The following is a 25,391-nucleotide window of genomic DNA, read 5'->3' on the forward strand; positions in this document are numbered from 1 at the left end:
AATATTCCCTCAAAGCTAAACCTAAAGAATATGTCGATTAACATCACAAAAACAAACCAGTTAACCTCTACAAAACAGGTTAAAACGCTACATTCGCCACCCTGCGCAACACATAAAGAACATTAAAAACACTATATTAACAGCAACTGCTTTGACGCAATATCCATGTAGTTTAGTTTCATTATCGAAAAAACAGGCTCGGCAATAGGGCCAATTTGCTTATCAATGTAGTATTGGTAATCAATTGGTGACGTTCTGTACAGTAAGGATTCCGGTCCATTTACAGTAATCAGATAATCAATCTGCGCCCCACGCTTGCCAAAAGAGGCATCTCCTGTTAAGTCGCATAATTGTTGAGCGACTTTAACATGGGGAGAAGATTTAGCCGTGTAATCTTCAATATTGCGTCGCATACGTTTGCGAAATACCAAATCATCATCCAACTCACCATCAAGCAGCTTTTCAAACACACTGGCCAAATAAACACTGATATCCCTTTGGTTAAACATCCGTTCATAGAGTGACTCTTGAACTTTGCGCGCTAAAGGGCTCCAATCACTGCGCACTTGCTCCATACCTTTAAAAGTAAGCTCAAGTTCATCGCTCGCATTACGCCACGCGCCAACATAACGTTTTTTACTGCCTTCTAACGACCTTCTTAAGGTCGGCATAAAAAACTGCTCATAGTGGCGTTCAAACTGTAACTCGAGAAAACTCTCAACTTGATGATCTTCACCGATCTTAGCCTGCCACTTAGCATTAATTTCCCGCGCCAGAGTGTTACCTAAGGCGTTAATGTCTGAGAGATCTGGCTCGCTGCCAAGCCAGACAAAGGTCGAATCCGTATCGCCGTAAATCACTTGATAGCCCATCTCTTCTATCCATGCGCGGGTTTGTTTCATGATTTGATGGCCGCGCATAGTGATCGAACTTGCTAACTTTGCATCGTGGAAAACACAACCTTGAGAACCTAAAACCCCATACAACGAGTTCATGATAATTTTTATCGCTTGGGATAAAGGCGCATTGTGCTCACGTTTGGCCTTTTCGCGCTGCTCAGATAATGTTTGGATAAGCTTAGGTAAAATGGGCTGTTGCCGACTGAAACGGCCACCGAGAAACCCCACAACACAGTCAGACTCGGGCAATTGCAAGCCTTCAATTAATCCCTTAGGGTCGATCAAAAAGGTACGAATAATGGAGGGATATAGACTTTTAAAATCGAACACTAAAATATGCTTATAAAGTCCCGGTACAGAATCCATCACATAGCCACCGGGGCTTTCGATCCCATCACTCGCAGGAGCATCGGGTGCGACATAACCGGCTCGATGTAAATGCGGTAAATACAAATGATTAAATGCCGCCACCGAAGCCCCAACCCGCCCCAACTCTAAACCTGTTAGTTCAGCTCGCGCGAGGGCGAACTCCCATAATTGAGTATGACTAAAAATATCCCACACCAGACGGCTGTCAGTAAGATTGTAATGGGCTAAGGCTTGTTTATTGGCCTTAAACAACTGATCAATTTCTTCAACGCGATTATCCACGTTATGAATGGCCTTGCCTTCACCTAATAATTTCCGCGAAACAAATTCCAACGAAAACCGCTCAAAATGATAGAAAGCCGCCTTAAGCCAATCGATACCATCGAGTACCACACGGCCCGGTAAAACTAAGGTTTCTGGCCGAAATTTATTATCGACTTTCCACTCAAGCTTTGCCCCTCCGCGGCCAATGGTGAGCGGAATACGGTGTAATAATGCCCGGCGTGACAAGAGTGCGAGGTCAAAACTCACCACTGACCAACCTATGACAAAGTCAGGATCAAACTCATGGAACCACGCGATTAATCGATGAATGAGTGCAGCCTCATCGGCCACCCATTCAATATATTCGGGAGAGTTTGATTCAGCCTCACCCACCATAATCACTTTTTCATAAGTCTGCTTGAGACTGTCTTGCTCTTCGTCTCGGCCACTGTATTGACCATATAGTGCAACTGAATAGAGTAAACCTTCAAAGCTGCATTCAAAATCCAGTGAAATACAGCGGAAATGTACAGCCGTTAAAGGGGCAATACTCTTAGCCCGCTCGGCGATAAACACGGGCAGCGAGTTAGCCTCAAGACTGTCGCTAGTCGGCGCGTGTATGTTACTCGTCGCAGAGAAATGCCCTAAAAATGCCACATCCAGCGCCACAAACCGCTCGATTAAATAACGCTGTTCGGGGCGAATGTCGGCTTCAAATAAAGGGATATCGGCATCTTTAGCGATGCGCTGTAAGGTACGTAAACTATTGCTAGATTTAGCATAAACACCACTAACCGCGCCGCCTTTAAAGCTTTTGAGCGCTAACGGTACAAACCGCAATGCTTGACCCGGCGTTTGCAACTGCAAAGCCGTGACATCAGTTTGATGACAAAAACAAATGTGTTCAGTGCCTTGCACTTCCACCAGCACAGGGCCTTGGGCGGTAGCCAGATAATACTGCAACACTAAACTCCCATGACGATGAATCGCATGGCGTGTTAAGACTCGACCTTGTACACTAACGGCCGCGGTAGCCTCTGACTTCATCGCATGAGTTCCCAAATCGCATAGCTAGTCAATTTAGATGGTTCCTCAATTTAAATGCCGCCAAATGGCAGAAAAGTTTCTTAGGCTATGCAATCACTGTTATTATGTACAGCATTAATTCGATAAAGTAGTGACGCATGTTACCTGACAATGTAAAAACCCAGATCCGCGCCATCTATAAGGATATCGCTACCGCCTTGCCTAATTTTAGGCCGCGCCGCGAACAAAACTATATGGTGGCGGAAATCTCTAAGACCCTCGCCGGCGACTATGACAAAGATAGACGCATCATAGTGGTCGAAGCAGGGACTGGGATCGGTAAATCATTGTCTTATATTCTCGGTACCATCCCACTGGCACTAGCGAGCAAGAAAAAAGTCTGTATCGCCACCGCGACCGTCGCCCTGCAAGAACAATTACTGCATAAAGACTTGCCCTTCTTCCTTGAGCAATCCGGCTTAAATTTCCGCTTTGGCCTAGTCAAAGGTCGACAACGTTATGTGTGTCTATCGAAACTGGCGATGCTCATCGGTGACGACAACAGTACACAAATGGCCATGTGGCAAACTAAACCTGACAATAGCCAAGTGGCTATGATGCATGGCCTGTTAAAAGACTATAACGAAGGTCGCTGGAACGGCGAAATCGACACCTTAGCCGTGCCGCTGCCCGATCACCTGTGGCAACAAATCGCCTGCGACAAACACAGCTGTCATCGTCAAGTCGCCAGCCACAGAAATTGTCCGTTTCATAAAGCCCGTGAAGATGTCGATACCTGGGATGTACTCATCGCCAACCACAGCTTGTTATTCGCCGATTTAGAGCTAGGTGGCGGCGTGATTTTGCCCGATCCAGAAGACGTGTTTTATGTTATCGATGAGGCACATCACTTACCCATTGTGGCGCGGGATTTCTCCAGTGCTCAGGCCACGCTGAGGGGCGCATGCGACTGGCTCGAAAAAATTGGCAAAACCTGCGCTAAGTTGCAAAACCAAATAAAGAGCAACAACATTATTGCTCCTGCGCAGGCGATGCAGGATCACTTAGGCGATCTTATCGCCCAGCTCAATCAAGTGGCCCACTATTGCGATACCCAGACCAAACACTTTGCCAATCCTGAAAACCGTCTGCGTTTTGAGCACGGCAAACTACCAGAGTCATTACTCATTCTCGCCGAAAACCTTGCAGTGACCTCTAATCTTGCCCTCAAGCAGTTTAATAAAATGCTGTCACTGCTGGCAGAGGCGATTAAAGATGGCGACATTCCTAAACATCAATCCGAAGCGCTATTGGCCGAAACCGGATTTATGCTGCAAAGGCTCGAAAACCTGCAGAAACTATGGAGGATGATGGCCAAGGAAGATAAACATAAAGGTGCCCCTATGGCGCGCTGGGTTGAACTTATCACAGGTAAACAAGTGGATTATCTATTTAGCGCTTCACCTATCGAAGTCGGCTTTATGCTGGAATCCATGCTGTGGCAAAAGGCCGCAGGCGTAGTCTTATGTAGCGCCACGCTGCGCGCACTCAATAACTTCGACCATTTCGTACATCAGGTGGGGTTATCACTCAACGATGGCAGTCGTTATTTAGCCTTACAATCGCCCTTCGATTACCCCAATAATGCGACACTTTATTTACCCAAAATGCGCACTGAGCCGACGGATGATGCCTATACAGCTGAACTTGCCGAACAAATCATCACCCTTATTGAAGGCGAAATGGCAACCTTAGTGCTATTCGCCTCCTACTGGCAGATGGAAAAAGTGGTTGAATTACTTGAAGGTAAACTCACCACTGAGCTACTTATCCAAGGCAATGCGCCACGGCAACAATTGTTAGAAAATCATAAAGCTAAATGCGATAAAGGCGAACCAAGCATCTTGTTTGGCACCGGCAGTTTTTCTGAAGGTCTCGACTTGCCCGGCGATTATCTGACTAACTTGATCGTCACTAAACTGCCCTTTGCCGTACCAACCTCGCCCGTTGAGCAAGCGCATGCAGAATATGTCAAAGTCAAAGGCGGTAATCCCTTCTTACAACTGACGATCCCAGATGCTTCACGTAAGCTTATTCAAAGTTGTGGTAGATTACTGCGTAAAGAGCAAGATTATGGCCGAGTGACCATTTTAGATAGGCGGTTAGTCACTAAACGCTATGGCAAGTCCTTACTGGATGCCTTACCGCCCTTTAGACGTGTTATAGAGTAGGATTAAAATTTGGAGTTGTTACTCGAGCCCAGTCATTGGGCCCTGTTGGCAGTCATAGGTCTTATCGCTGGATTCATTGATGCCGTCGTGGGTGGCGGTGGCCTATTGTCGATCCCCGCACTGTTAACCTTAGGCATTGCGCCGCATACCGTATTAGGCACCAATAAGTTAGCCGCAAGCTTTGGCTCTTTTATGGCGGCTTGGACCTATTATCGCAAACATCTCTTTAAACCCTCGTTTTGGTACATGGCTTTTATCGCCACCTTTATCGGCGCGGTATTGGGCAGTTTTTTAGTCTATTTAGTCGATACCCAATGGCTCGAAAAAGTCCTGCCGCTGCTGATCATTGGCATCGCCATTTACAGTTTAGTCAGTCCCAATGCGATGTCAGACGTTAACTGCCAAGTACCAACCAGCAAGCCGCCAGCCAAGCAACAATGGCTACAGGGACTGGCTTTAGGCACTTATGATGGTTTTGCAGGCCCAGGCATTGGCGCATTTTGGACCGTCACATCTGGCTCTTTGTATAAACTGCCTTTACTGCACAGTTGTGGCCTTGCCCGTGCGATGACTTTTACCAGCAACTTGACCGCACTGACTATCTTTGGCTGGCTTGGACAGGTACAGTGGCAAATAGGTCTGTGGATGGGATTGTGCATGATGTTAGGCTCATTTATCGGCGCCCGCTGTGCGATTAAATTTGGTATGCCCTTTATCCGTCCACTGTTTATTTTGATCGTGCTAATGATTGCAGCGAATTTGGCATGGAGCGCATGGTTGTGAACACCCAACAATTAATGGTGATGCTGAAGAATCAGCTTAAAGCCTTAGAACAAGAAGTGCTGCAACACGATAATCGACTCGCGCCGCCGCAGCGTAAACTTCTGCAAGAAACGGAGCGTTTTAATCACTCGCTGTTTGTCCAACACGGCGCCCAACTCGGCCCCTGTATTGAACAAATTCGTAGCAGTATTATGCAGCTCGAAAAACAAATTAAGCTTAAACTCGCCCCCCAGACCATTGCCCTGAGCTGTGAGCGGATCCAAGATAGATTTACCGCAGTCAAACGAGCCTTGCTGACCACTTCTATCGACATTAAGTCTAAAACTCAGCAGCGTGCCAGTAGCCGTGCCCGTTTTGCACAACGCCAGAATCAGTCTCACCAAGCCAGTGGTTTCGATTGGATCGCCAATAACGTGATGCAAAATAGTCATGAGATCTACGAAGAATTGAACAAACATCTGAATTGGGCGAAAAGATTTGAACAAAAAATTGAAGAAATGGAATCAAAACTTGAAAACTGTCATAGTGCTGACAAAATAAAATTGCAAAATGACATCCTTTTGATGCATCGTCGTCTAGGAAAATGCAGGCAAGCTATTAGTTATATAGAAGATCGCATTCAAATATTCGAACGCCCGTATCAGAGTAATAACCGTTAAGGAGTAACAATGAAATCACTTTTGCCAATTAGCAGCCTGCTAGTATTACTCGGATCTGCCTCAGCCTTCGCTGCAGATCTGAACATTCCTATGTCATTTGAGTACCTTGCTCTTGATGGTAAAAAAGTCGAGTCGAGCGTATTCAACCATAAAAGCAGCTTAGAATTGGCCCCCGGCACTCACAAAATCGCCATTCGTTATCATGAAATGGTAGAGGATGATTTTAGTGACAGCCAAACCTTTGTTAAGTCAGCACCTTTCATCGTTACTTTAGATGTTGATGGCGACCATCAATATTACCTGCAAGCGGCCGAAGGTGAAGTCGTTAAAAAGCCTAAAGTTTACGCGCAAAACCCACAAGTCAAATTAACCCGTAGTGACAAAGGCAACGTCAATTACCAAGTGGTGAATACCAATTTAGAAGAAGAAAGCTTCGTCTCTCGCCTTTTCAGTGGTAATCAAGCCGTTGACGTATCCGGTACTGCCGCAGCAGCAACCGGTGCCGCTGGAGCAGTAGTAGCTGTTGCACCAGCACCCGTGACAACATCGGCGACCGTTAACGCAACATCACTCACCGCCCCCGTAGACACCTCTAAAGCAGCAGGAGCCAACCCACAACAAATGTTGCAATACTGGTGGCTACAAGCGGATGAAAAAACCCGTAAAGAATTTATGAGCTGGGCAATTTCACAGCTATAACAACTTGCGATAACGAGGTTTAGTCAATATTGACTCTGATCCCACTGGTTTATCACGCCAGCTATTCCAAGCTGGCGCTTCCTCCCCATCACAGATTTCCCACCACTAAATACGCACATTTACGGCAGTACTTACTCGATAACCACATTGCCACGACTGCACAATTCCACACGCCAACGGCCATGACTGCAGAAGATGTAATGCAAGTGCATCAACGCGAATATGTAGAGCAATTTATCGCGGGTACCTTGCCAACAGCGGCGCTTAGACGGATTGGTTTCCCATGGAGTGAAGCCTTAGTTGAGCGTACCTTGCATTCTGTGGCTGGCACCACACTCACAGCTTCATTAGCCATAAATCAGGGTATTGCCCTGCATCTCACGGGGGGCTACCATCACGCCCATTACGATTTTGGCAGCGGCTATTGTATTTTCAACGACCTTATCCTCGCGGCCAGAAATGCCATCGCGAGCCAGCAAGTACACAAGGTACTGATTTTTGATTGCGATGTGCATCAAGGTGACGGCAGTGCAACCCTCAGCCACCAACATCAAGGGATCATCAGTTGCTCGATTCACTGCAAAGAGAATTTCCCGAGTCGTAAGCAGCATTCCCACCATGATATTGAACTAACTAAAGGAGCGGACGATAGTGCGTATCTTGAAACTGTGGAGCAGACACTCGCCCTCCTTATCCGAATCCATCAACCAGATCTGATTCTTTATGATGCTGGGGCCGATATTCATCAAAATGACGATCTTGGCTTGCTCAATATCAGCCAAGAAGGACTGTTCAGACGGGATTTAACTGTGTTATCAATGGCAAAATCGGAAAATATTCCAATTGCAGCCGTGATAGGCGGCGGCTACAGCAGAGACGCACTACAATTAAGCCAAAGACACAGCCAACTTTTTATTGCGGCAAATCATTTGTGGTAGCAAACTCAATGAAAACCGTCATGGAGCATAACAATGCAACTCGAAATCCGTAATTACTACGAAGTTCTTTTAATGGAAATATTGTCAGATGAAGGACTTATGGACGAACTTCCTGAGGATTATCTCGCCGACTTATGTTGCGTGACCTTAAATCAACTGCCAGTGCGCTACATACGCCACCTCGTCGATACTTACTTCTTTGAAGACTATAACGAGCTACAGGAATTAAAGCGTGAGATCCAAACCGCACTCGAAAAGTCCCGCGCTTTTCTTAAACAAAATCTGCAAAAAAGATTACAGGAAGAAGCTGAAGCCAATCGTTGATTTAGTTAAAGGTTACTGTTGAGAGCATTTTTAGCCGTTGTAGTGGCAAGAACAGAAGCAGGCAATGGATTATCTCATTGTGCAGAAATATTAACGCTATAAATGATTAACAGCAGAAAACGGAAATAGTCTGCAAGCTAAAATATTGAATAACATAAATTGAGTAGATATAGAGAAGTACAACGGAAATAAGCAGAAGGACTGCTGAATTGGAGGTTCCCCTAGAGCCGACACCCCGGCACACGAGTCGCTTGCTGCGGTTGCTCCCTTCCGGGCCTGGCCGAGTTCACAAGTTATCATTGCGGGGGGACCCTAGGGTCACCATAACTTCGAACATTACTTTGAATGACATAGACCAAAGCATTGCTTGAACGCGAAGGATTATCCCCCATGGACCCTATGGGATCAAGCGCTAATCGATAAGATCTCTTAATATCCCACCTAACTGCACAATCTATAAGCAAATGGAGTGATTGAAATGATAAAAGCCTGCAAATGCAGACTTTTATATATGTTTTACTGAATCTCTTATCATAAAAATCAGCAGGCTACAGCGCAATCATCGCCAAAGGTGGTTACAACTTGATCAAATGGCGATTTTGCTCAATTATCTTAGCCCCAACACCAGAGACATTCGCTAAGTCATCTATAGCATTGAACTTACCATTTTTAGTGCGATAGTCGACAATCGCTTGAGCCTTTGCGGCACCAATCCCTTTGAGTACGAGTAACTGCTCGGCTGAAGCGGTATTAATGTTGACTTGAGCGGCATCTGGCATAGCTTTCTTCACATCCGATGCCATTTCACCCGCTTCAGTTTTAGCCTGTACTTTCACGGCGGCCTTGGTTGGGGTTTCTGTTGCGATTGTTGGGCTTGCCAAAAAAGCCGTTAATGCTATGGCACTCATAAAAGCAGGTATACGATTTGTGGTTTTCATAACAATTCCTCTATTCCATGATTTGCGGCCTTTCGTCCTACTTCCGTGGCCTCAAATCAAAAATAGTCTAAGCTGTCCCGAAATACCAAATCGGCGTCATAAATATTCACTATCGCTAAACTTCTGTCTTCGGCTCAATGAGCCTGTGCTTGACTATGATAAAAAGATGCAAAAAGCATCCTTTTATCATTCAAATAGCTAACGGTCTTTAAAATAACAACATTCATTAAGCTAATCGAGCTAGCGCTTGGTTCAAGTCGGCGATGATGTCGTCACAATCCTCTAAACCAATAGAGATCCGCAGCAAATTATCACCAATCCCAGCCGCCGCTCTTGCCTCTGGCGTATAAGGTGAATGCGTCATCGATGCAGGATGTTGAATCAGGGATTCAGCGTCACCTAGACTCACCGCAATTGAGAACAACTTTAGATATCCGACAAAGGCCATAGCTTCTTCTAAATTTGCCGCCAGTTCAAACGCGATAACACCACCAGCACGTTTCATCTGCTGGCCAATGAATTTATGCCCTTGATGAGATTTAAGCCCGGGATAATACACACGTGTAATGCTTGGATGTTCCGCCAAAAACTCTGCCACGCGCTGGGCACTATCGCAATGGCGCTGCAAACGCACATCTAAGGTTTTAAGGCCGCGTAAGATCAGCCAAGCATCATGTGGCGATATCACAGCGCCAATATCCTTTAAAATTTCATACTTCACTTTATGGAGCTGTTCTTCACTGCCACACACTATCCCCGCAATCACATCGCCATGGCCATTCAGATATTTAGTCGCACTGTGGATCACCAAATCAATACCAAAATCCAGCGGCCTCTGCAGTAATGGCGTCATAAAGGTATTATCGACAATACTGACCAACTGATGACGTTTGGCAATATTCGCAATTGACGCTAAATCAAATACCTGCAAATGCGGATTGACAGGGGTTTCACAGAAAATGACCTTAGTATTGGATTTAATCGCCGCTTCTATTTCTGCTTCCGATGAAAAGTCCACTAGGGACACTTCAATACCAAAGCGGGCAAACTGAGTCGTCATTAGCGCATAAGTACAACCGTATACGGCATTCGACGCCACTAAGTGATCGCCCATCTGCAAATTAGCCAGCAATGCGGCGGATACTGCGCCCATACCAGAAGCGGTTGCGGCTGCGGCCTCTGCCCCTTCTAAAATCGCCATTTTACGTTCAAGCTCGGCAGTTGTCGGATTACCTAAACGCGTGTAAATATACCCCAGCTCATTACCCGCAAATCGCTCACCACCTTGCTGTGCAGACTCAAACACAAAAGTCGCACTTTGGTAAAGCGGCGTCACTAAGGCACCAAAGGCCTCTCGCTCATGGCCGCCATGAATAACCTGTGTTGCCGCCTTCCACATCTTGCCTGACTCATCTTGCATACCTAGCTCCTTGTCATTGGCATTGAGCAGTTCCCGTTCTTGATTGATTGTTGGTGTGGAGCGCTCAATGCCCACATTATGGATAATCTAATAGATAAGTTAATGAAACATTAGTCCTATCGAATAAGCCCTACCATAACGCGGCCAAGCACTTAAGCCAGTAGCATGGCAAAAATAGCAGCGCTCAAAAGTGTAATTAACTTGTTACATAGCACTTTTACGTCGCACTTAGTCATTCTCTTTATCTGCAAGAATCATAAAAAATGCGCCAAGGAACAAGTCCATTAGCGCATCTACTTTCGGCCATTTCAATCGGTTAATTATTTGATATTAAATAGCATCTACTCTTTAGACTTATCTTTAGCTGGCCGAGAGACTTTGTCATCAACATCGGCGAACTGGCCTTTTAATGCGTCGCGACCTTCTTTGGTAAACAGCTTGCCTGAAAACTGCTTAAGTTCGATCAACAATTCCTGATGCACTTTAGACAATTTAGGCCTTTGATCTTCCCTAAACACAATCGGCCGACACAGTGCCATGGCTTGATATCCAAGACGCGCAGTTAACATGCCGCCCCCTAAGCCTTGGGCCAAGCGAGCAGACAATTTACCAGTCATTTCAACCGATAACAGCTGTGTTCCTAAATCAGTAACTAACTCACTGGTGCCCGCATAAATAATATTGATGATGATACTGCGGATAAGTTTAATTCGGCTCCAGTAACCCAGTTCTATGCCATAACAGCGGGCGACATCGCGCAGCATACGTTGATTACGCCAGAGGATAATCGCCATATCGAGCACAGCTAACGGACTGGCCGCCAGTAGCACTGCCGACTCGGCAGCATATCTTCGCACCACTTTCTTTGCCAGTTCATCCCGCTCAGTCAGCACTAAGTCCTCGAATAACAATACTTTCTCGGCATCATTATGCTCATCTTTTAATGAACGGCGAAGTTGCTGCAACCCTTGGCTGTCGCCATAGTGGCAAACGATATTATCGATAAAGCTGTCTGCTTCACCCATTTGCATGCTCTGCGCTAGCCTTGCACCCGTTTCTTGAGTATCGGCGACCTGTTTGAGTCGCTTGAGCTTACGGTATTCACTGACTGCACCCGCTAATGCCCACGCACTGACAACCCCAAGCACCACACCATAAAAACTGAACAACCAAGGACTCTCAAGCCAAGCATCCCTCAGTCCTAATCCTGTTTGAACGACTACAAGCAGCAATAAACTCACAGCTGCTAGACGGGCGAGCCAAGACCAACGGCGTGATTTTACAAGTTGAGGCGATACCGATTTAGCATCGATCATTTTAGGATGGGATGACAGCGTTTCATCCATCAATTCCTCAATATCAGCAGCCACTTCTTGCACTGGCGTATGCGGATCAAAGGCTTTCGCCCCTTTGAGGTCCTCTTTGCTGGGTTTGAGCTCCACGACTTCTGGGTCAAACAGCTGCTGCTTTTTCAGCGGCTTATGCTCAACTGAGTGTGCAAATGAGTTCGCAGAAGAATTAGAAGCCTGCTCGTTAGCGTTATCCGATAGCTTTAGCGTCATTCCAACTTATCTCCCAGTAAGTACTGCAGCAAATGATCGAGACGAATATGGTCAAAGTGCACTTGAGATGGGTCAACATTGGCATTGCTCGGCGGTGCAAAGCCGACAAAGTTAAACCCTTGGTCACGCCAAAAATCGGGCTCAGGTAAGCGAGTGGGCACTTCGCCAGGAAACAAGGTCAGGGCTTTACCGTTGAGTCCCATCCCCTGCACGACTTCCACCTCGCCCTCTTGGGTCGTTACCATGCCATGGCGAGTCGCTTTAATGGCGCTAATCGCCATAGTCTCCACTTTACAACCATCGAAACTGGCAAAATGCTGACTGTGTTTCAGCATATCGGTCAGCAGGGACAAAACATGGCTCTGCTGATCGCGGGTCACATGGTCAACCTTGCTCGCGGCAAACAATAAACGGTCGATGCGGGGGGCAAATAACCGCCGTAAATAACTCGATTGGCCAAACTGAAAGCTTTCCATAATGGCATTGAGCGCCGTGCCCATATCCTCAAATTGCTTTTTACCGCGATTCAACGCACTAAAACAGTCAACAAGTACTAACTGCCGATCAAAACCGGCAAAGTGGTTTTTATAGAAAGGCTTAACCACTTTAGCCACATATTCTTGATAACGTTTTTCAAGTACATGGAATCCACTGTGTTTATCGCTTTGCGAAAGCTCAGCAAACTTTTCATCATTAACCAATAACAGGGGGAAAAAAGCCAATAAGGGAGCGCCCTGCCATTCACCCGGCAATAACATGCGTCCAGGTTGCGCTTGGTAATAACCTTGCACGTGCACTAAATCATTGAGTAATAGCTGATATTGATCGGCAATCTGCTTTAATTGCTGTTCATCGGTGCTCGCGGCTAAATCCAATGATGTCAAAGATTGCTCAAACTCGGCATACAAGGGAGAGCTTTTAAGATTCTCGATGCGAACTTGTTGAGCACGGCACCAAGTAACGAAGTCTTGGCGCAGCATAGGTAAATCGAGTAACCATTCGCCAGGATAATCGACTATATCCAAATACAAGGTGGCGGTATCAGAAAACTTGGCCAGTAAGCCCTTCTTAGGTTGGTATTTAATAGCCAATCGTAATTCAGAAATAGTACGGGTAGAGGCTGGCCAAGTCGCAGGTTCGGAAGTGAGCGCTAACATGGCGCCTTGATAATCAAAACTAGCGATTTCAAGATCCGGCTGCATGGCACGCTTAACACCGAGTAAACGCTGATCGCGGCTCACCTGCCACAGTGGCAAAGCGCTGTTGTTACGTGCGTGAGGTAACGTTGAGACAGGTCCAGAATTGAGTAACTGATTGACTAACCCCGTGATAAACGCCGTTTTTCCCGCACCAGAAAGCCCCGTCACGGCCAAACGTAAATGCCGGTCCGCGGTGCGATGTAACAGGGATTGGCCCTTTTGGGTTAATTTATGGAGCGAGGCATCAAGCATTCCCATAGAGACTTCCCTTATGTCGAATGATGTTAACTTATGTCAAGTGATGTTGACTATACACTGGAATGGAGCAGAGATTAAGCAACAAGGGCGGACATGGCCGCCCTTTAGAAGGGTTACAAACTATTGATTTGTCTTTTTAAATCAAAGTTGTCAGAGGTGACATGGCGTTCTAAATTTTGTAGCCTAACTTCTAGACTTCGAAATTGACGACTCACGTCGCTTAGCGCTTGCTTTGCGGGTTCTCCCGACTGCCACGGCTTCTTCTTCACCTCGATATCGTCTCTATCGTAATGCTTTTGCGGCTTGATGTCTAAAATCACCCACAAAGCGACATAGATGATAAATACCACACCTGAGCCGCCGAGTAAGAAGATAGACACAGTCAGCACTCGCACTAACCAAGTTTCAATCGCAAAGTACTCGGCAATCCCTGCACATACACCCGCTATTTTGCCTGACTGGGGAATGCGGTACAAAGTACGGCCATTAGATCCTCTCATGTTTCCCCCTCCATTCGGGCGATTCTGTATCCAGAATGGCCTCTAAGGTCTCGATACGCGCCGCCATTTTATCGGCCTTGGATATCAAATCATTGAGTTGTGAAAACTCTTCCTCAGTGAGTCCCTGGCTCACTTGTCGCTTACTGCGATAATGAAGAACTAACCATATTGGCGCGACTATCACCATGAAAATAATAATCGGCGCCATTAGCACGTCCATATCCATAACTCACCTCTGAATTGTTATTCTTTTGACTTAGTTGGCGCTTTACCTTTTACCTTGGCTTTGAGCGCTGCCAGTTCTGCATTCACAGAATCTTCCGCTTCTAGCGCAGCAAACTCATCGGCTAAGGTCTTCTTGCTGCCAAGATCGTAAGATTCAACTTGGGCTTCTAAGCCTTCGACACGGCGCTCATATTGCTCAAACTTAAGCATAGCATTGTCGATCTTGCTTGAATCTAGCTGCTTTTTCACTTCTAAGCGTGATGACGCTGTTTGAGTGCGCAAAATAATGGTCTTTTGACGCGCTTTTGCATCGAGCAGCTTTTCTTGCAACATGCCCACTTCATCTTTCAAGCGTGCGATATGTTCATCGATGACGGCTAACTCTTGATTCAGCGTATCTGCTAAACCGGTCGCTTTTTGTTTTTCAACTAAAGCGGCTTTCGCTAAGTCTTCACGGTCTTTGGACAGTGCCAGTTCAGCCTTATCTTGCCAATCTTGCACTTGCTCTAACACGCGGTTGATACGACGTTGCAGCTCTTTCTTTTCAGCTAACACTTTAGCTGAGGTAGAACGCACTTCAACGAGTGTGTCTTCCATTTCTTGGATAATCAGTCGAACCATTTTTTCTGGGTCTTCGGCTTTATCCAGCAATGCGCTGATATTAGAGTTAATGATATCGGCGAAACGAGAGAAAATTCCCATAATCCTATCCTCAAATTGATGTTGGTCTCGTACAAGGTAATACACTAACCGTGCCAACTTTTACTTATTATTTAAATACAGTAACTTAAACAAAATATTAACTTTTACTTCCTTTTACGCTTCAAGCCACTTATTATCATTTTCACCAAATTTTAGCGCGAAAGACTAAAAAATATCGTGGATAATAAATTTCAGCAAGACAACCTCATCGGTCAATCCAACGCCCTACTCGAAGTGTTAGAACATGTGTCGCAAATAGCGCCTCTGTCTAAACCCGTACTGATTATTGGTGAACGTGGTACAGGTAAAGAGCTTATTGCCGAACGCTTACATTATCTGTCTAAGCGCTGGGATCAAAGTTTTATTAAGCTAAACTGTTCATCTTTGAGTGAAAATTTACTCGAGAGTGAATTATTTGGCCATGAGTCAGGAGCCTTTACTGGCGCCAAAGGCAAACACGAAGGCCGCTTTGAGCGCGCCGACGGCGGCACCTTATTCCTCGACGAATTAGCCAACACCTCAGGACTTATCCAAGAAAAGCTTCTGCGTGTCATTGAATATGGCGAATTTGAGCGGGTCGGCGGTAGCAAAACCGTGCAGGCTGATGTTCGTTTAATCTGCGCCGCCAACGAAGATTTACCATCACTTGCTGACGCAGGCGAATTTCGTGCCGATTTGCTCGATAGACTCGCCTTCGATGTAATTACTCTGCCACCGCTGCGTTGCCGCCCAGAAGACATCATGACGCTGGCGGAGTATTTCGCCGTTGGCATGGCACGCCAATTAAAGCTGCAGCTGTTCAGCGGTTTCAGCGCCCATGCGGTCGAGCAATTAATGACCCACGACTGGCCGGGTAATATCCGTGAACTTAAAAACGTAGTCGAGCGCAGCGTTTACCGTAATGGTGGTGAAAATAGACCCATCGATCATATTACCCTCGATCCCTTTGCTTCACCGTATCGGCCCCAAACGCGGATCAAGACTCGCGAACGCCAAATCACCTCAGTCGCGCCAACAACTGTTGCCAGTACGTCACAATCTGCGCCGACATTTGAGGCTGAAGTGCAAGTCAATACTGAGTATTCAACGAATTGCTTTAATTTTCCGCTGGATTTTAAAGAGCAAACTGAGAAGTACGAAATGGATCTGATCCAGCAGGCACTCTCAAACAGCCAATATAACCAAAAGAAAACCGCCGACATGCTCGGATTAAGCTACCACCAACTGCGTGGCATCCTTAAAAAGTACAATTTACTTGATAAAGCATAAGCAGATTGCTCACGGGGGAGATGCACTGCTAAAATAGCCGTTCATAGTCGATAAAATAATGATTTATAAATGAGTGTGCTAATTAGACGCCTGTGCCTAACAACTGCAGTTTCTTGCATGAGTTGGTTGTTGGTCGCGTGTGGCCCCCAACGACTCCCTTCTGGTTTGGTGTATTGCTCCGAAGGGAACCCTGAGTCTTTTAATCCACAATTGGTGACATCTGGCACGACAATCGATGCCACCTCGCATCAAATTTATAGTCGCCTAGTGGATTATGACACCCAGTCAGGCAAGCTTGTCCCTGCCTTGGCGACGAGTTGGGCCATGTCTGATGATGGCTTAAGCTATCGCTTCACTCTCAGGGAAAACGTGCAGTTCCAGCATTCAAAGCGTTTTTACCCAACTCGCCCCTTTAATGCCGACGATGTGTTGTTCTCCTTTAATCGTATTATCGATACCCAGCATCCTTATCATTTTGTCTCCCGCACGGGTTATCCCTTCTTCCAAAGTATTGGCTTTTCTCAGCAAGTTAAAGGGATAGAGAAGATAAACGATCATGAAGTGGTCTTTTACTTAACCCGCAAAGACGCTTCTTTTCTGTCGAATTTAGCCACCGACTTTGCGGTGATCTTATCCAACGAATACGCGCAGCAGCAGTTAGCTTTAGGTCATCCTGAAAACGTCGACCACTTTGCCATTGGTACAGGACCGTTCACCTTAGTGCAATACGCTAAAAACGAATATATCCGCTATCGCCGTAATCCCGATTTTTGGGGAGAGCCAGCAAAAATCGATATGCTGGTATTTGATATCACGCCCAAAAGTACAGTTAGGCTCGCTAAGCTTATCGCGGGGGATTGCAGCGTTTCTGCGCTGCCCAAAGCAGGTGAACTGCCTGTTATCAAACAGCATCAAGAATTAAACATCGAATCACAACCAGGTCTTAACGTAGCATTTTGGGCCTTTAATACACAAAAGCCACCGTTAGATGATGTTCGCGTACGTCGTGCACTTGCCTATGCTGTTGATAAACAAAATATCCTGCGAGCGGTTTATCAAAATACTGCCATTGAAGCCACCGGCGTTCTGCCGCCAGCATCATGGGCCTACGAAAATAACAAAGGACTTGTCGATTACAATCCGCAAAAAGCACGCGACCTATTAAAAGAAGCTGGTATAAAAAATCTCAGCATCAATATTTGGGCCATACCGGTTGCCCGCGCTTATAACCCCAATTCGTTGAAAACGGCCGAATTAATTCAATCCGATTTAGCAAACATCGGCGTAAAAGTGAATATCGTCAGTTACGATTGGAGCGTATTTAATCAGAGACTGAGCCGCGACGACTATGATTCTGTGCTGATTGGCTGGAATGCTGATAACAGCGATCCCGATAACTTTTTTAATCCGCTGCTGAGCTGCGCAGCAATGCAATCAAACAACAATCGTTCTCGCTGGTGTAACCCTGAGTTTGATGCCATCTTAAACAGCGCAAGGGAAGTATCAGATCAAGCGGAACGTAAAGTGATTTATCAACAAGCAGAAGCCTTTTTAGCTGAACAAGTACCTATGCTGAGTCTGGCCCATGCCAAACGTGTAGCGTTAACTCGCAGTGATATCAAGGATATGCAGCTTACGCCTTTTGGTGGGATTTCCTTCACCCATACTAGCCAAGCACCACAGGAGGCGAATTAATGTTTACATACCTACTGCGTCGCCTCAATTTATTTCTTGCTACTTCGTTAGTCATGGTGGGTGTCTTATTTTACGCTACAGGCTTGTTTCCAGTTGAGCGCACCTATGCACTCACTGGCATACATACACCGACGGCGACCCAACTGGTTCAAATAGAACAAGACTACAAATTAGATAAAAACCAAGCGTGGCAATTTATCGCTTACCTACAACAAAGGCTTAGCGGTAATTTAGGGATTTCAGTCACGTCACATCAAGAAGTCGCCGAAGAACTCAGTGCCGTCCTGCCCGCCTCCTTCGAACTTGCTGTGATGGCGGGTATTATCGCAATTTGCTTGGGCGTGCCCTTGGGCGTGCTCGCCTCCCAGAGTCAACATAAGCTCACCCAAAATACCATTATGGCGATTACCCTAACGGGCTACTCTGTCCCCGTATTCTGGTTAGGCCTTTATCTTTCGCTTTGGTTTGGCGTCGATCTTGGGTGGTTACCAATTTCGGGACAAATCAATTTGCTCTATGAAATCAAGCCTGTCACAGGCTTTATGCTAGTGGATACCTTGTTGTCAGAGTCTGAATACGGCATGTCGGCATTTAAAGATGCCCTGCTGCATATCATTTTGCCAGCCACAACACTGGCCGTGTTACCTTTTACTGTAGTGGTTCGTAGCACCCGTTCGGCAATGGTGAATGTGATGAATCAAACCTTTATCCGCGCCGCCGAAGCCAGAGGCATGCATACTGGCACGATTATACTGCGCCACGCCCTGCCCAATGCGTTAATCCCCGTACTTAAACATTTAGGGCTAATGCTTGGCTCATTTGCCAGTTATGCCATAGTGGTTGAAATGATTTTCTCTTGGCCTGGTGTAGGATCTTGGCTAGTTTCAGGGATTTACCAACGGGACTATACTGTTATCCAAGGTGGGATTTTGGCCGTGGCCCTATTGATTATCTTCCTAAGTATCTTGATTGAAGTGCTGCACACAGCCTTTAATCCACTGAGCAGAAAAGACCTTTATGCCACCAGTTAAAATTTATCAAGAAGATCAAATTGCCTCCCCGACTATGCGGGTTTGGCTTAACTTTTCGGCTAATCCTTTCGCCTTAGCGGGTCTGTGGACGATTGCATTTCTGCTCTTGCTAACCCTGTTTGGCCCTATGATTGCGCCCTTTCCGCCAGAAGCACAAGATCCAAGAGCCTTGCTGTTGCCACCCTCTTGGGACCCTTCAGGGACAGTGGCGCACTTTTTAGGGACTGACGATCTCGGCCGCGATATTTTTAGCCGATTATTACACGGCGCGCACTTGACCTTTGGCATGGCGCTGCTGATCGTCGTTACCGCTTTATTCACAGGCTTTATCATAGGGTCGTTGTCGGGCATGATGCGGGGCTTAAAATCCAGTATTCTCGGTCATTTGCTCGATGCGCTGTTATCGATTCCTTCATTATTAATGGCCATTTTAGTGGTCGCTGTAATGGGACCAGGGCTTGAAAACGTGTTCTGGGCCGTCGGGATTGCCTTAACCCCACAATTTGTGCGCTCCATACACCAGTCAGTGCATGAAGAATTACAAAAAGAATATGTCACAGCCGCACGTTTAGACGGTGCGAACTCGATGCAAATTTTTTGGTACGTCATTATGCCAAACGTCTGGGAAGTGGTGATAATTCAAACCACACTTGCCATTTCAGCTGCTATTTTAGACATCGCTGCCCTCGGTTTTTTAAGCTTGGGTGCACAGGCGCCGAGTCCAGAATGGGGCGCTATGGTTGCCCAAGGGATGGATAATTTACTAACTGCACCTTGGGCCGTAACTATCCCAGGCTTAGCGATTCTTTTCAGTGTGCTTTCCATTAACTTGGTTGGCGATGGCCTACGGTCGGCGCTTGCGCCCATCAGAAACTAACTTATGCCCTTACTCGACGTACGAAATCTAACGATTGAACTCGATACGCCCCACGGTAGAGTGCGGGCGCTAGAAAAAGTCAGCTTAACACTCAATGCGGGCGAAATTCATGGGCTAGTTGGTGAATCTGGCTCAGGACGAAGTTTGTTAGCCAGAGCGATTTTAGGCATCCCCGGCCCCAACTGGACTATTACTGCAGACCGCATGATGTGGGATGGCAATAACTTGATGGCCATGAGCTCAAAAGAGCGCCGTAACCTGATGGGTTCAGACATGGCAATGATCTTCCAAGATCCGTCTGGCAGCTTAGATCCAGCACAAACCGTTGGCAGTCAGTTAATGCAAGCTATGCCTAAAAATCCCAACGCCTATTTTTGGCAACGGCGCAGGCATGCACGACTTACAGCACAGAAATGGCTGCATAAAGTCGGGATCAAGAATCCGCGGCAGGTGATGTCTAGCTACGCATGGGAATTATCCGAAGGCGAATGCCAAAAGGTGATGATTGCGATGGCGGTTGCTAACCAGCCTCGCCTCTTGATTGCAGACGAACCCACAAGCTCGATGGAGCTCAGCACTCAGGCGCAAATTTTCAGATTATTATCCCAATTAAATCAATTACAAAACGTATCGATTCTATTGATCAGCCACGAGCTGGAAACCTTAGCCCAATGGTGCGATCACTTATCCGTACTCTATTGCGGTCAAGTCATGGAATCTGGGCCGACGGACGAAGTGATTAAGCAGCCTTATCATCCTTACACTAAGGCGTTACTCGAAAATATGCCCGACTATTCAGGCTCAGGTGGTCACAAGGCGATTATGCCTACCCTACCGGGTTCTGCGCCCGCCTTACAGCATTTGCCAATTGGTTGTCGTTTAGGGCCACGCTGCCCTGAAGCACAAAAAAAATGCGTTAATCAGCCAAATTTGAGTCATATCAAAGACCGCTATTTTGCCTGTCATTTCCCTTATCACGGCGAAACCCATAATGACGACCCCACTGCTTAAAGTTAATGACCTTTATAAAAGATATGATACTGGTTATAAGGGCTTTTCCCGCCAATATAACGATGCATTAGCGCCCGTATCCTTTGAACTCGAACGCGGTGAAACCTTAGCGATAGTGGGTGAGGCGGGTTCAGGTAAAAGTACCCTCGCCCGCATTTTAGTCGGTGCAGAGCCCCGCAGCGGCGGCGAGATTTTTTTCGAAGGTGAAGCCTTAGATAGCCGCAATGTGAAGCAAAGATGCCGCTTAATTCGGATGATTTTCCAAGATCCGAATACTTCACTGAACCCGCGCCTAACGATTGGTCAATTACTCGATGAGCCGCTGCGTTTCAACACCCAAATGTCAGCGCAATCGCGGCACACCCAAGTGGTCGATACCTTACGAAAAGTAGGTTTATTACCCGAGCATGCGGAGTTTTATCCGCACATGATTTCCGAAGGGCAAAAACAACGAGTCGCAGTAGCACGAGCCTTAATGCTCAATCCTAAAATTATCATTGCCGATGAAGCCTTAACCGCTCTGGACCTTTCGGTGCGTTCGCAAATTCTTAATTTGCTGTTAAAACTGCAAAAAGATCTCGGCTTGTCTTATATCTTCGTGTCCCATAATCTCAATATTATTCGCCATGTCAGCGATAAAATTATGGTATTGCACAAAGGTGTAATGGTTGAAAAAGCTGATACAGAACAAATATTTAACTCACCAAAACATGAATACACCCAGAGGTTGGTCCAAGAGCAGAGTCTGTTTGTTCACAAACGCTAAACTGCTCCAACCACTTAAATAATCAGGTGAATTGGCTAAAAATAGGTGCCATTTACCCGCCGAAATATTTATCCTATTGGTCATTTTGATAGAAGAAGCTTAAACATGATTATCAAACCAAAAATTCGTGGATTCATTTGTACCACTACACACCCTGTCGGTTGTGAAGTAAACGTTCAAGAACAAATCACCTTAACTAAAGCAAAAGGCAAGATCGCTAACGGCCCGAAAAAGGTATTAGTAGTCGGTTCATCAAGTGGTTATGGTCTGTCTTCACGTATCGCAGCCGCTTTTGGTAGCGATGCCGCAACGATTGGCGTGTTCTTCGAAAAGCCAGGTACTGAAGCGAAACCAGGTACTGCAGGTTGGTACAACTCTGCCGCTTTCGACAAATTTGCTAAAGCGGAAGGTTTATATTCTAAAAGCATTAACGGCGATGCCTTTAGCCATGAAGCTAAACAAAAAGTCATCGAGCTTATCAAGCAAGATCTTGGTGAAATTGACATGGTTGTTTACTCACTGGCATCACCAGTGCGCAAACTCCCTGATTCAGGTGAGCTTATCCGATCAGCTTTAAAACCCATTGGCGAAACTTACACAGCGACTGCCGTTGATACCAATAAAGACTGCATCATTGAAGCCACCGTTGAGCCAGCAACTAAGCAAGAAATTGCCGATACTGTCACCGTTATGGGCGGCGAAGATTGGGAACTGTGGATCAAAGCCTTATCTGAAGCCGGTGTATTAGCCGATAACTGCAAAACCGTAGCCTATAGCTATATCGGTACTGAATTGACGTGGCCAATTTACTGGCACGGCGCCCTTGGCAAGGCCAAGATGGATCTGGACCGCGCAGCAAAAGCGTTAAATGAACAACTGTCAGCCACTGGCGGCAGCGCAAATGTTGCAGTGCTAAAGAGCGTTGTGACTCAAGCGAGTTCAGCCATTCCTGTCATGCCTTTATATATCGCTATGGTATTCAAGAAAATGCGTCAGGAAGGTCTCCATGAAGGTTGTATGGAGCAAATCTATCGCTTATTCAGTGAGCGCCTATTCCGTGCCGATGGTGCAAAACCTGAGACCGACAGTGATAATCGCTTACGTTTAGATGACTGGGAACTGCGTGAAGATATTCAGCAACACTGTCGTAATTTGTGGCCACAAGTGACCACAGAAAACTTATCAGAATTGACTGATTACCGTGAATACAAAGCTGAATTTATTAAGTTATTTGGTTTTGGTATCGAAGGCATTGATTACGATGCCGACGTTAACCCATACGTTGAATTTGACGTTATCGAACTCTAATCAACTCGATAGCGAATCACTGCTTATCACAAACGTTAAACGCCACTTTTTAGTGGCGTTTTTATTTATAACTCCCAAATTAAGATGCGCTACACTAGCTGCAGTTGACCCCTAATAATCCCTCAATAAGGAAAATCAATGAAAATTAGCGCAAGAAACACCCTCAGCGGTACAATCAAATCCATAGAAATGGGCGCTGTAAACAATGAAGTGACAATCGAACTTGCACCCGGTGTCGTACTGACCTCTGTGGTGACTAAAGCTTCCTGTGAGCGCCTAGGGCTCAAAGTGGGTGATTCGGCTTATGCCCTCATCAAAGCCAGCAGCGTAATGATTGGCGTTGATGATTAACCATTCAATTCAGTAACGTGGCGATTGAAGTAATGGAATATGGAGTCTGACAGTGTTGCTATAGCAGATATCCTTCGAACTTCATAGGTAAACTTTATCGAATTAAAAAAACAAAAAGGCCAAGTGAACTCACTTGGCCTTTTCTATTTAATCAGTCGGATAGTAAATTTAATAACTCGCTATCATCACTGAAATTATTCTTCTACAGGGTAAAGCACCTTGGCATTGGCTTTAAGCGAATCGATCAAGCCACGGTAGTCTGCTTCACTGTATTGTGCGTTCAGACGTTGTTTAAGTGCATTAACTAGCTCATCACTCACACCTTCTGCAGCGTTGACTTTATCCAGTGCAACCACAGCATAACCGTTTGCTAAACCAACGGTATCGACAACAGGAGTTGTACTTGGTGTTGGCATTTGGAACGCTTTGCCTACAATCGCAGCATCAACATCTTGCGCGCCACGGCCTAGTTTCGCTTTAGACACTAAACCAAGATCAGTTGCACCCGCTTTAACTTGTGCCATCAGTTCCTGTGCTTTTGCACGGGCGGCTTCGTTTGCTTGATCTTGCTTCAAGCGCTCAGTGATGTTGGCTTTCACTTCAGCTAAGGCCAAAGTACCCGCATCGTGATGTTCTTTCACTCGGATAACAACCACATGGTTAGGTTCAAGCTCAATCACTTCACTGTTTAAACCTTTCAGCATCACAGTTTCAGAGAAGGCTGCTTTAACTAAGTCAGGCTTGTTTAGCTCAGCAGGTGCGTTATCGCGAGAAAACAGTGCTGTAGTCTTAACATCAACGCCAACAGCTTTTGCGGTTTCAGATAGTGTATCTGGCACTTCATAGCTGGTATCCGCTAATTTACTTTGTAAGCTATAGAACTGGTCAACCGCTTTCTTATCTTGCAATTGAGCCACTATCTTAGCTTTCACATCAGCAAACGGTACAGTCGCGCCAGATTGCACATCTAATAGCTTGATAATGTGGAAACCAAAGTCTGTTTTAACCACCGCAGAATGTTGGCCTTTATTTAATGCAAATAAAGCGGCATCAAATGCAGGGTCCATTACACCAGGTTCAAACCAATCCAGTTTACCGCCCTTCTCTGCACTCAAAGTATCATCAGAGTTAGCTTTAGCCAGATCAGCAAAATCGGCACCGCTATCTAATTGCTTAGCGAGATCTTCAGCCTTGGCTTTTGCTGCCGCTTCATCGTTACCTGGCATAACCAAAATATGCGCGGCAAGACGCTTCTCGTTAGAAACATATTGTGCTTTATGTTCTTCGTAATACGTTTGTGCTTCTTCATCAGAAACTGGATTATTTTTAGCAAAATCAGCAGCATTCAGTTCAACATATTCTAGGCTCACCATCTCAGGGCTCATAAACTGCCCTTGGTTTGCGTCGTAATAGTTTTTCACTTGCTCGTCAGTCACAACCGCTGTCGCTAAGAACGGCGCAGAATCGACGATAACATAGCGCACATCACGGGTTTGGCCTTGTAACTCAGCCAATTGCTTAGCTTCGCCAGGTAACACGAATTCAGTACCCACAAGGGCTGCAGTTAACTGACGACGGGTCATATCGACACGCATCATGTCTCTGAAAGTCTGTGGCTGATAACCTAACTGACGCAGAATCGCCTGATAACGATCGTTATCAAATTTGCCATCAGTTTGAAATGCCGGTTCAGCTCTCATTGCAGCAACAATTTGCTCGTCAGATACACGTAGACCCATAGCCTTAGCAGCTTGATCTATCAACTTGTCAGCCACTAAGCGTTCTAATACGCTCTGCTTAATGCTTTGTAAGTATTTTTCGTCAGCAGATAACGCAGCAAACATTTCACCTAGCTGTTGCTCCATGCGAGAGCGCTCGCTCTGGTACGCCTGCTCTAGCTCGGCTTTAGTGATCTTGTCACCGTTCACTTCTGCCGCAGGCACATCAGTTGTTGAACCTAAGTAACTACTGACTCCTGCAAATGCAAAAGATAAAATCACAAGTACGAGAATGCCTTTAGCAATCACGCCTTGCGAACCATCGCGGATCTTTTCTAACATCAGATTTCTCGCTTGTTGCGATTAACA

General features: G+C 46.0%; 23 protein-coding genes and 1 other RNA gene. 14 read left to right on the forward strand and 10 right to left on the reverse strand.

Annotation, left to right across the window (positions count from 1 at the left end; translation table 11 throughout):
• Window positions 1-131: 131 nt before the first annotated feature.
• Window positions 132-2,579: a DNA polymerase II gene (locus tag KO537_RS12405; RefSeq protein ID WP_173245591.1), complete on the reverse strand. Its 2,448-nt coding sequence runs from the start codon at window positions 2,577-2,579 to the stop codon at window positions 132-134.
• A 137-nt stretch (window positions 2,580-2,716) separates the two neighbouring features.
• On the opposite strand from KO537_RS12405, the gene dinG reads away from it, so the two are divergent.
• The 6 genes from dinG to KO537_RS12435 are packed head-to-tail and all read left to right on the forward strand — an operon-like array spanning window position 2,717 to window position 8,192.
• Window positions 2,717-4,789 carry an ATP-dependent DNA helicase DinG gene (gene dinG / locus KO537_RS12410; RefSeq protein ID WP_173245594.1) on the forward strand — a complete coding sequence of 691 codons (2,073 nt, stop codon included), beginning with the start codon at window positions 2,717-2,719 and terminating at the stop codon, window positions 4,787-4,789.
• Window positions 4,790-4,798: 9 nt separating this feature from the next.
• Window positions 4,799-5,572: a TSUP family transporter gene (locus KO537_RS12415; RefSeq protein WP_131524310.1), complete on the forward strand. Its 774-nt coding sequence runs from the start codon at window positions 4,799-4,801 to the stop codon at window positions 5,570-5,572.
• Window positions 5,569-6,231, forward strand: a complete 663-nt coding sequence (locus KO537_RS12420) for a primosomal replication protein (RefSeq protein WP_173245597.1) — start codon at window positions 5,569-5,571, stop codon at window positions 6,229-6,231. The genes KO537_RS12415 and KO537_RS12420 overlap by 4 nt, the downstream gene beginning before the upstream one ends.
• A 9-nt stretch (window positions 6,232-6,240) precedes the next feature.
• The gene (locus tag KO537_RS12425; RefSeq protein WP_173245600.1) at window positions 6,241-6,930 is read left to right on the forward strand and encodes a DUF2057 domain-containing protein; all 690 of its coding nucleotides are present in this window, start codon (window positions 6,241-6,243) and stop codon (window positions 6,928-6,930) included.
• A 29-nt stretch (window positions 6,931-6,959) separates the two neighbouring features.
• A complete protein-coding gene (locus KO537_RS12430) occupies window positions 6,960-7,868 on the forward strand; it encodes a histone deacetylase (RefSeq protein WP_173245603.1) in 909 nt (302 codons plus the stop codon).
• A gap of 33 nt (window positions 7,869-7,901) precedes the next feature.
• Window positions 7,902-8,192: a late competence development ComFB family protein gene (locus KO537_RS12435; protein ID WP_028760452.1), complete on the forward strand. Its 291-nt coding sequence runs from the start codon at window positions 7,902-7,904 to the stop codon at window positions 8,190-8,192.
• A gap of 218 nt (window positions 8,193-8,410) precedes the next feature.
• Here the strand turns inward: KO537_RS12435 and ffs are convergent.
• The 8 genes from ffs to pspA form a co-directional block, all read right to left on the reverse strand.
• Window positions 8,411-8,508: signal recognition particle sRNA small type (gene ffs / locus KO537_RS12440), an RNA gene on the reverse strand.
• 259 nt (window positions 8,509-8,767) lie between these two features.
• Complete coding sequence (locus KO537_RS12445; protein WP_113938844.1) at window positions 8,768-9,130, reverse strand: ComEA family DNA-binding protein; 363 nt, start codon at window positions 9,128-9,130, stop codon at window positions 8,768-8,770.
• Window positions 9,131-9,356: 226 nt separating this feature from the next.
• The gene (gene megL, locus KO537_RS12450; protein ID WP_173245606.1) at window positions 9,357-10,550 is read right to left on the reverse strand and encodes a methionine gamma-lyase; all 1,194 of its coding nucleotides are present in this window, start codon (window positions 10,548-10,550) and stop codon (window positions 9,357-9,359) included.
• A gap of 341 nt (window positions 10,551-10,891) precedes the next feature.
• A complete protein-coding gene (locus KO537_RS12455; RefSeq protein ID WP_219234572.1) occupies window positions 10,892-12,112 on the reverse strand; it encodes a TIGR01620 family protein in 1,221 nt (406 codons plus the stop codon).
• The gene (locus KO537_RS12460) at window positions 12,109-13,569 is read right to left on the reverse strand and encodes a YcjX family protein (RefSeq protein WP_219234573.1); all 1,461 of its coding nucleotides are present in this window, start codon (window positions 13,567-13,569) and stop codon (window positions 12,109-12,111) included. The genes KO537_RS12455 and KO537_RS12460 overlap by 4 nt, the downstream gene beginning before the upstream one ends.
• A gap of 113 nt (window positions 13,570-13,682) precedes the next feature.
• Window positions 13,683-14,069 (reverse strand): envelope stress response membrane protein PspC, encoded by a 387-nt coding sequence (pspC, locus tag KO537_RS12465; RefSeq protein ID WP_028760457.1) that lies wholly within the window; start codon window positions 14,067-14,069, stop codon window positions 13,683-13,685.
• Window positions 14,056-14,295 carry an envelope stress response membrane protein PspB gene (gene pspB, locus KO537_RS12470; RefSeq protein ID WP_006081138.1) on the reverse strand — a complete coding sequence of 80 codons (240 nt, stop codon included), beginning with the start codon at window positions 14,293-14,295 and terminating at the stop codon, window positions 14,056-14,058. Before pspB ends, pspC begins: the two co-directional genes overlap by 14 nt.
• A gap of 17 nt (window positions 14,296-14,312) precedes the next feature.
• Window positions 14,313-14,996: a phage shock protein PspA gene (gene pspA / locus KO537_RS12475; protein ID WP_006081137.1), complete on the reverse strand. Its 684-nt coding sequence runs from the start codon at window positions 14,994-14,996 to the stop codon at window positions 14,313-14,315.
• Between the two features lie 177 nt (window positions 14,997-15,173).
• On the opposite strand from pspA, the gene pspF reads away from it, so the two are divergent.
• The 8 genes from pspF (at window position 15,174) to KO537_RS12515 (ending at window position 23,304) form a co-directional block, all read left to right on the forward strand.
• On the forward strand, window positions 15,174-16,265 hold the full coding sequence (gene pspF, locus KO537_RS12480; protein ID WP_219234574.1) for a phage shock protein operon transcriptional activator: 1,092 nt from the start codon (window positions 15,174-15,176) through the stop codon (window positions 16,263-16,265).
• Window positions 16,266-16,334: 69 nt separating this feature from the next.
• A complete protein-coding gene (locus KO537_RS12485; protein WP_028760460.1) occupies window positions 16,335-17,960 on the forward strand; it encodes an ABC transporter substrate-binding protein in 1,626 nt (541 codons plus the stop codon).
• Complete coding sequence (locus tag KO537_RS12490) at window positions 17,960-18,991, forward strand: ABC transporter permease (protein ID WP_028760461.1); 1,032 nt, start codon at window positions 17,960-17,962, stop codon at window positions 18,989-18,991. Before KO537_RS12485 ends, KO537_RS12490 begins: the two co-directional genes overlap by 1 nt.
• Window positions 18,978-19,868, forward strand: a complete 891-nt coding sequence (locus KO537_RS12495; RefSeq protein ID WP_006081133.1) for an ABC transporter permease subunit — start codon at window positions 18,978-18,980, stop codon at window positions 19,866-19,868. Before KO537_RS12490 ends, KO537_RS12495 begins: the two co-directional genes overlap by 14 nt.
• A 3-nt stretch (window positions 19,869-19,871) precedes the next feature.
• Window positions 19,872-20,879 (forward strand): oligopeptide/dipeptide ABC transporter ATP-binding protein, encoded by a 1,008-nt coding sequence (locus KO537_RS12500; protein WP_113938851.1) that lies wholly within the window; start codon window positions 19,872-19,874, stop codon window positions 20,877-20,879.
• On the forward strand, window positions 20,860-21,645 hold the full coding sequence (locus tag KO537_RS12505) for an ATP-binding cassette domain-containing protein (protein WP_105252932.1): 786 nt from the start codon (window positions 20,860-20,862) through the stop codon (window positions 21,643-21,645). The genes KO537_RS12500 and KO537_RS12505 overlap by 20 nt, the downstream gene beginning before the upstream one ends.
• Window positions 21,646-21,750: 105 nt before the next feature.
• Window positions 21,751-22,953 carry an enoyl-ACP reductase FabV gene (gene fabV / locus KO537_RS12510; RefSeq protein WP_173245621.1) on the forward strand — a complete coding sequence of 401 codons (1,203 nt, stop codon included), beginning with the start codon at window positions 21,751-21,753 and terminating at the stop codon, window positions 22,951-22,953.
• A gap of 138 nt (window positions 22,954-23,091) precedes the next feature.
• A complete protein-coding gene (locus KO537_RS12515) occupies window positions 23,092-23,304 on the forward strand; it encodes a molybdopterin-binding protein (protein ID WP_006085368.1) in 213 nt (70 codons plus the stop codon).
• A gap of 194 nt (window positions 23,305-23,498) precedes the next feature.
• On the opposite strand, the gene KO537_RS12520 is transcribed toward KO537_RS12515, so the two are convergent.
• Window positions 23,499-25,364 carry a SurA N-terminal domain-containing protein gene (locus KO537_RS12520; protein ID WP_219234575.1) on the reverse strand — a complete coding sequence of 622 codons (1,866 nt, stop codon included), beginning with the start codon at window positions 25,362-25,364 and terminating at the stop codon, window positions 23,499-23,501.
• Between the last annotated feature and the right edge of the window lie 27 nt (window positions 25,365-25,391).

Origin of the sequence: Shewanella sp. NKUCC01_JLK (assembly GCF_019345615.1) — a bacterium.
In the GTDB taxonomy this organism is placed as follows: domain Bacteria; phylum Pseudomonadota; class Gammaproteobacteria; order Enterobacterales; family Shewanellaceae; genus Shewanella; species Shewanella oncorhynchi.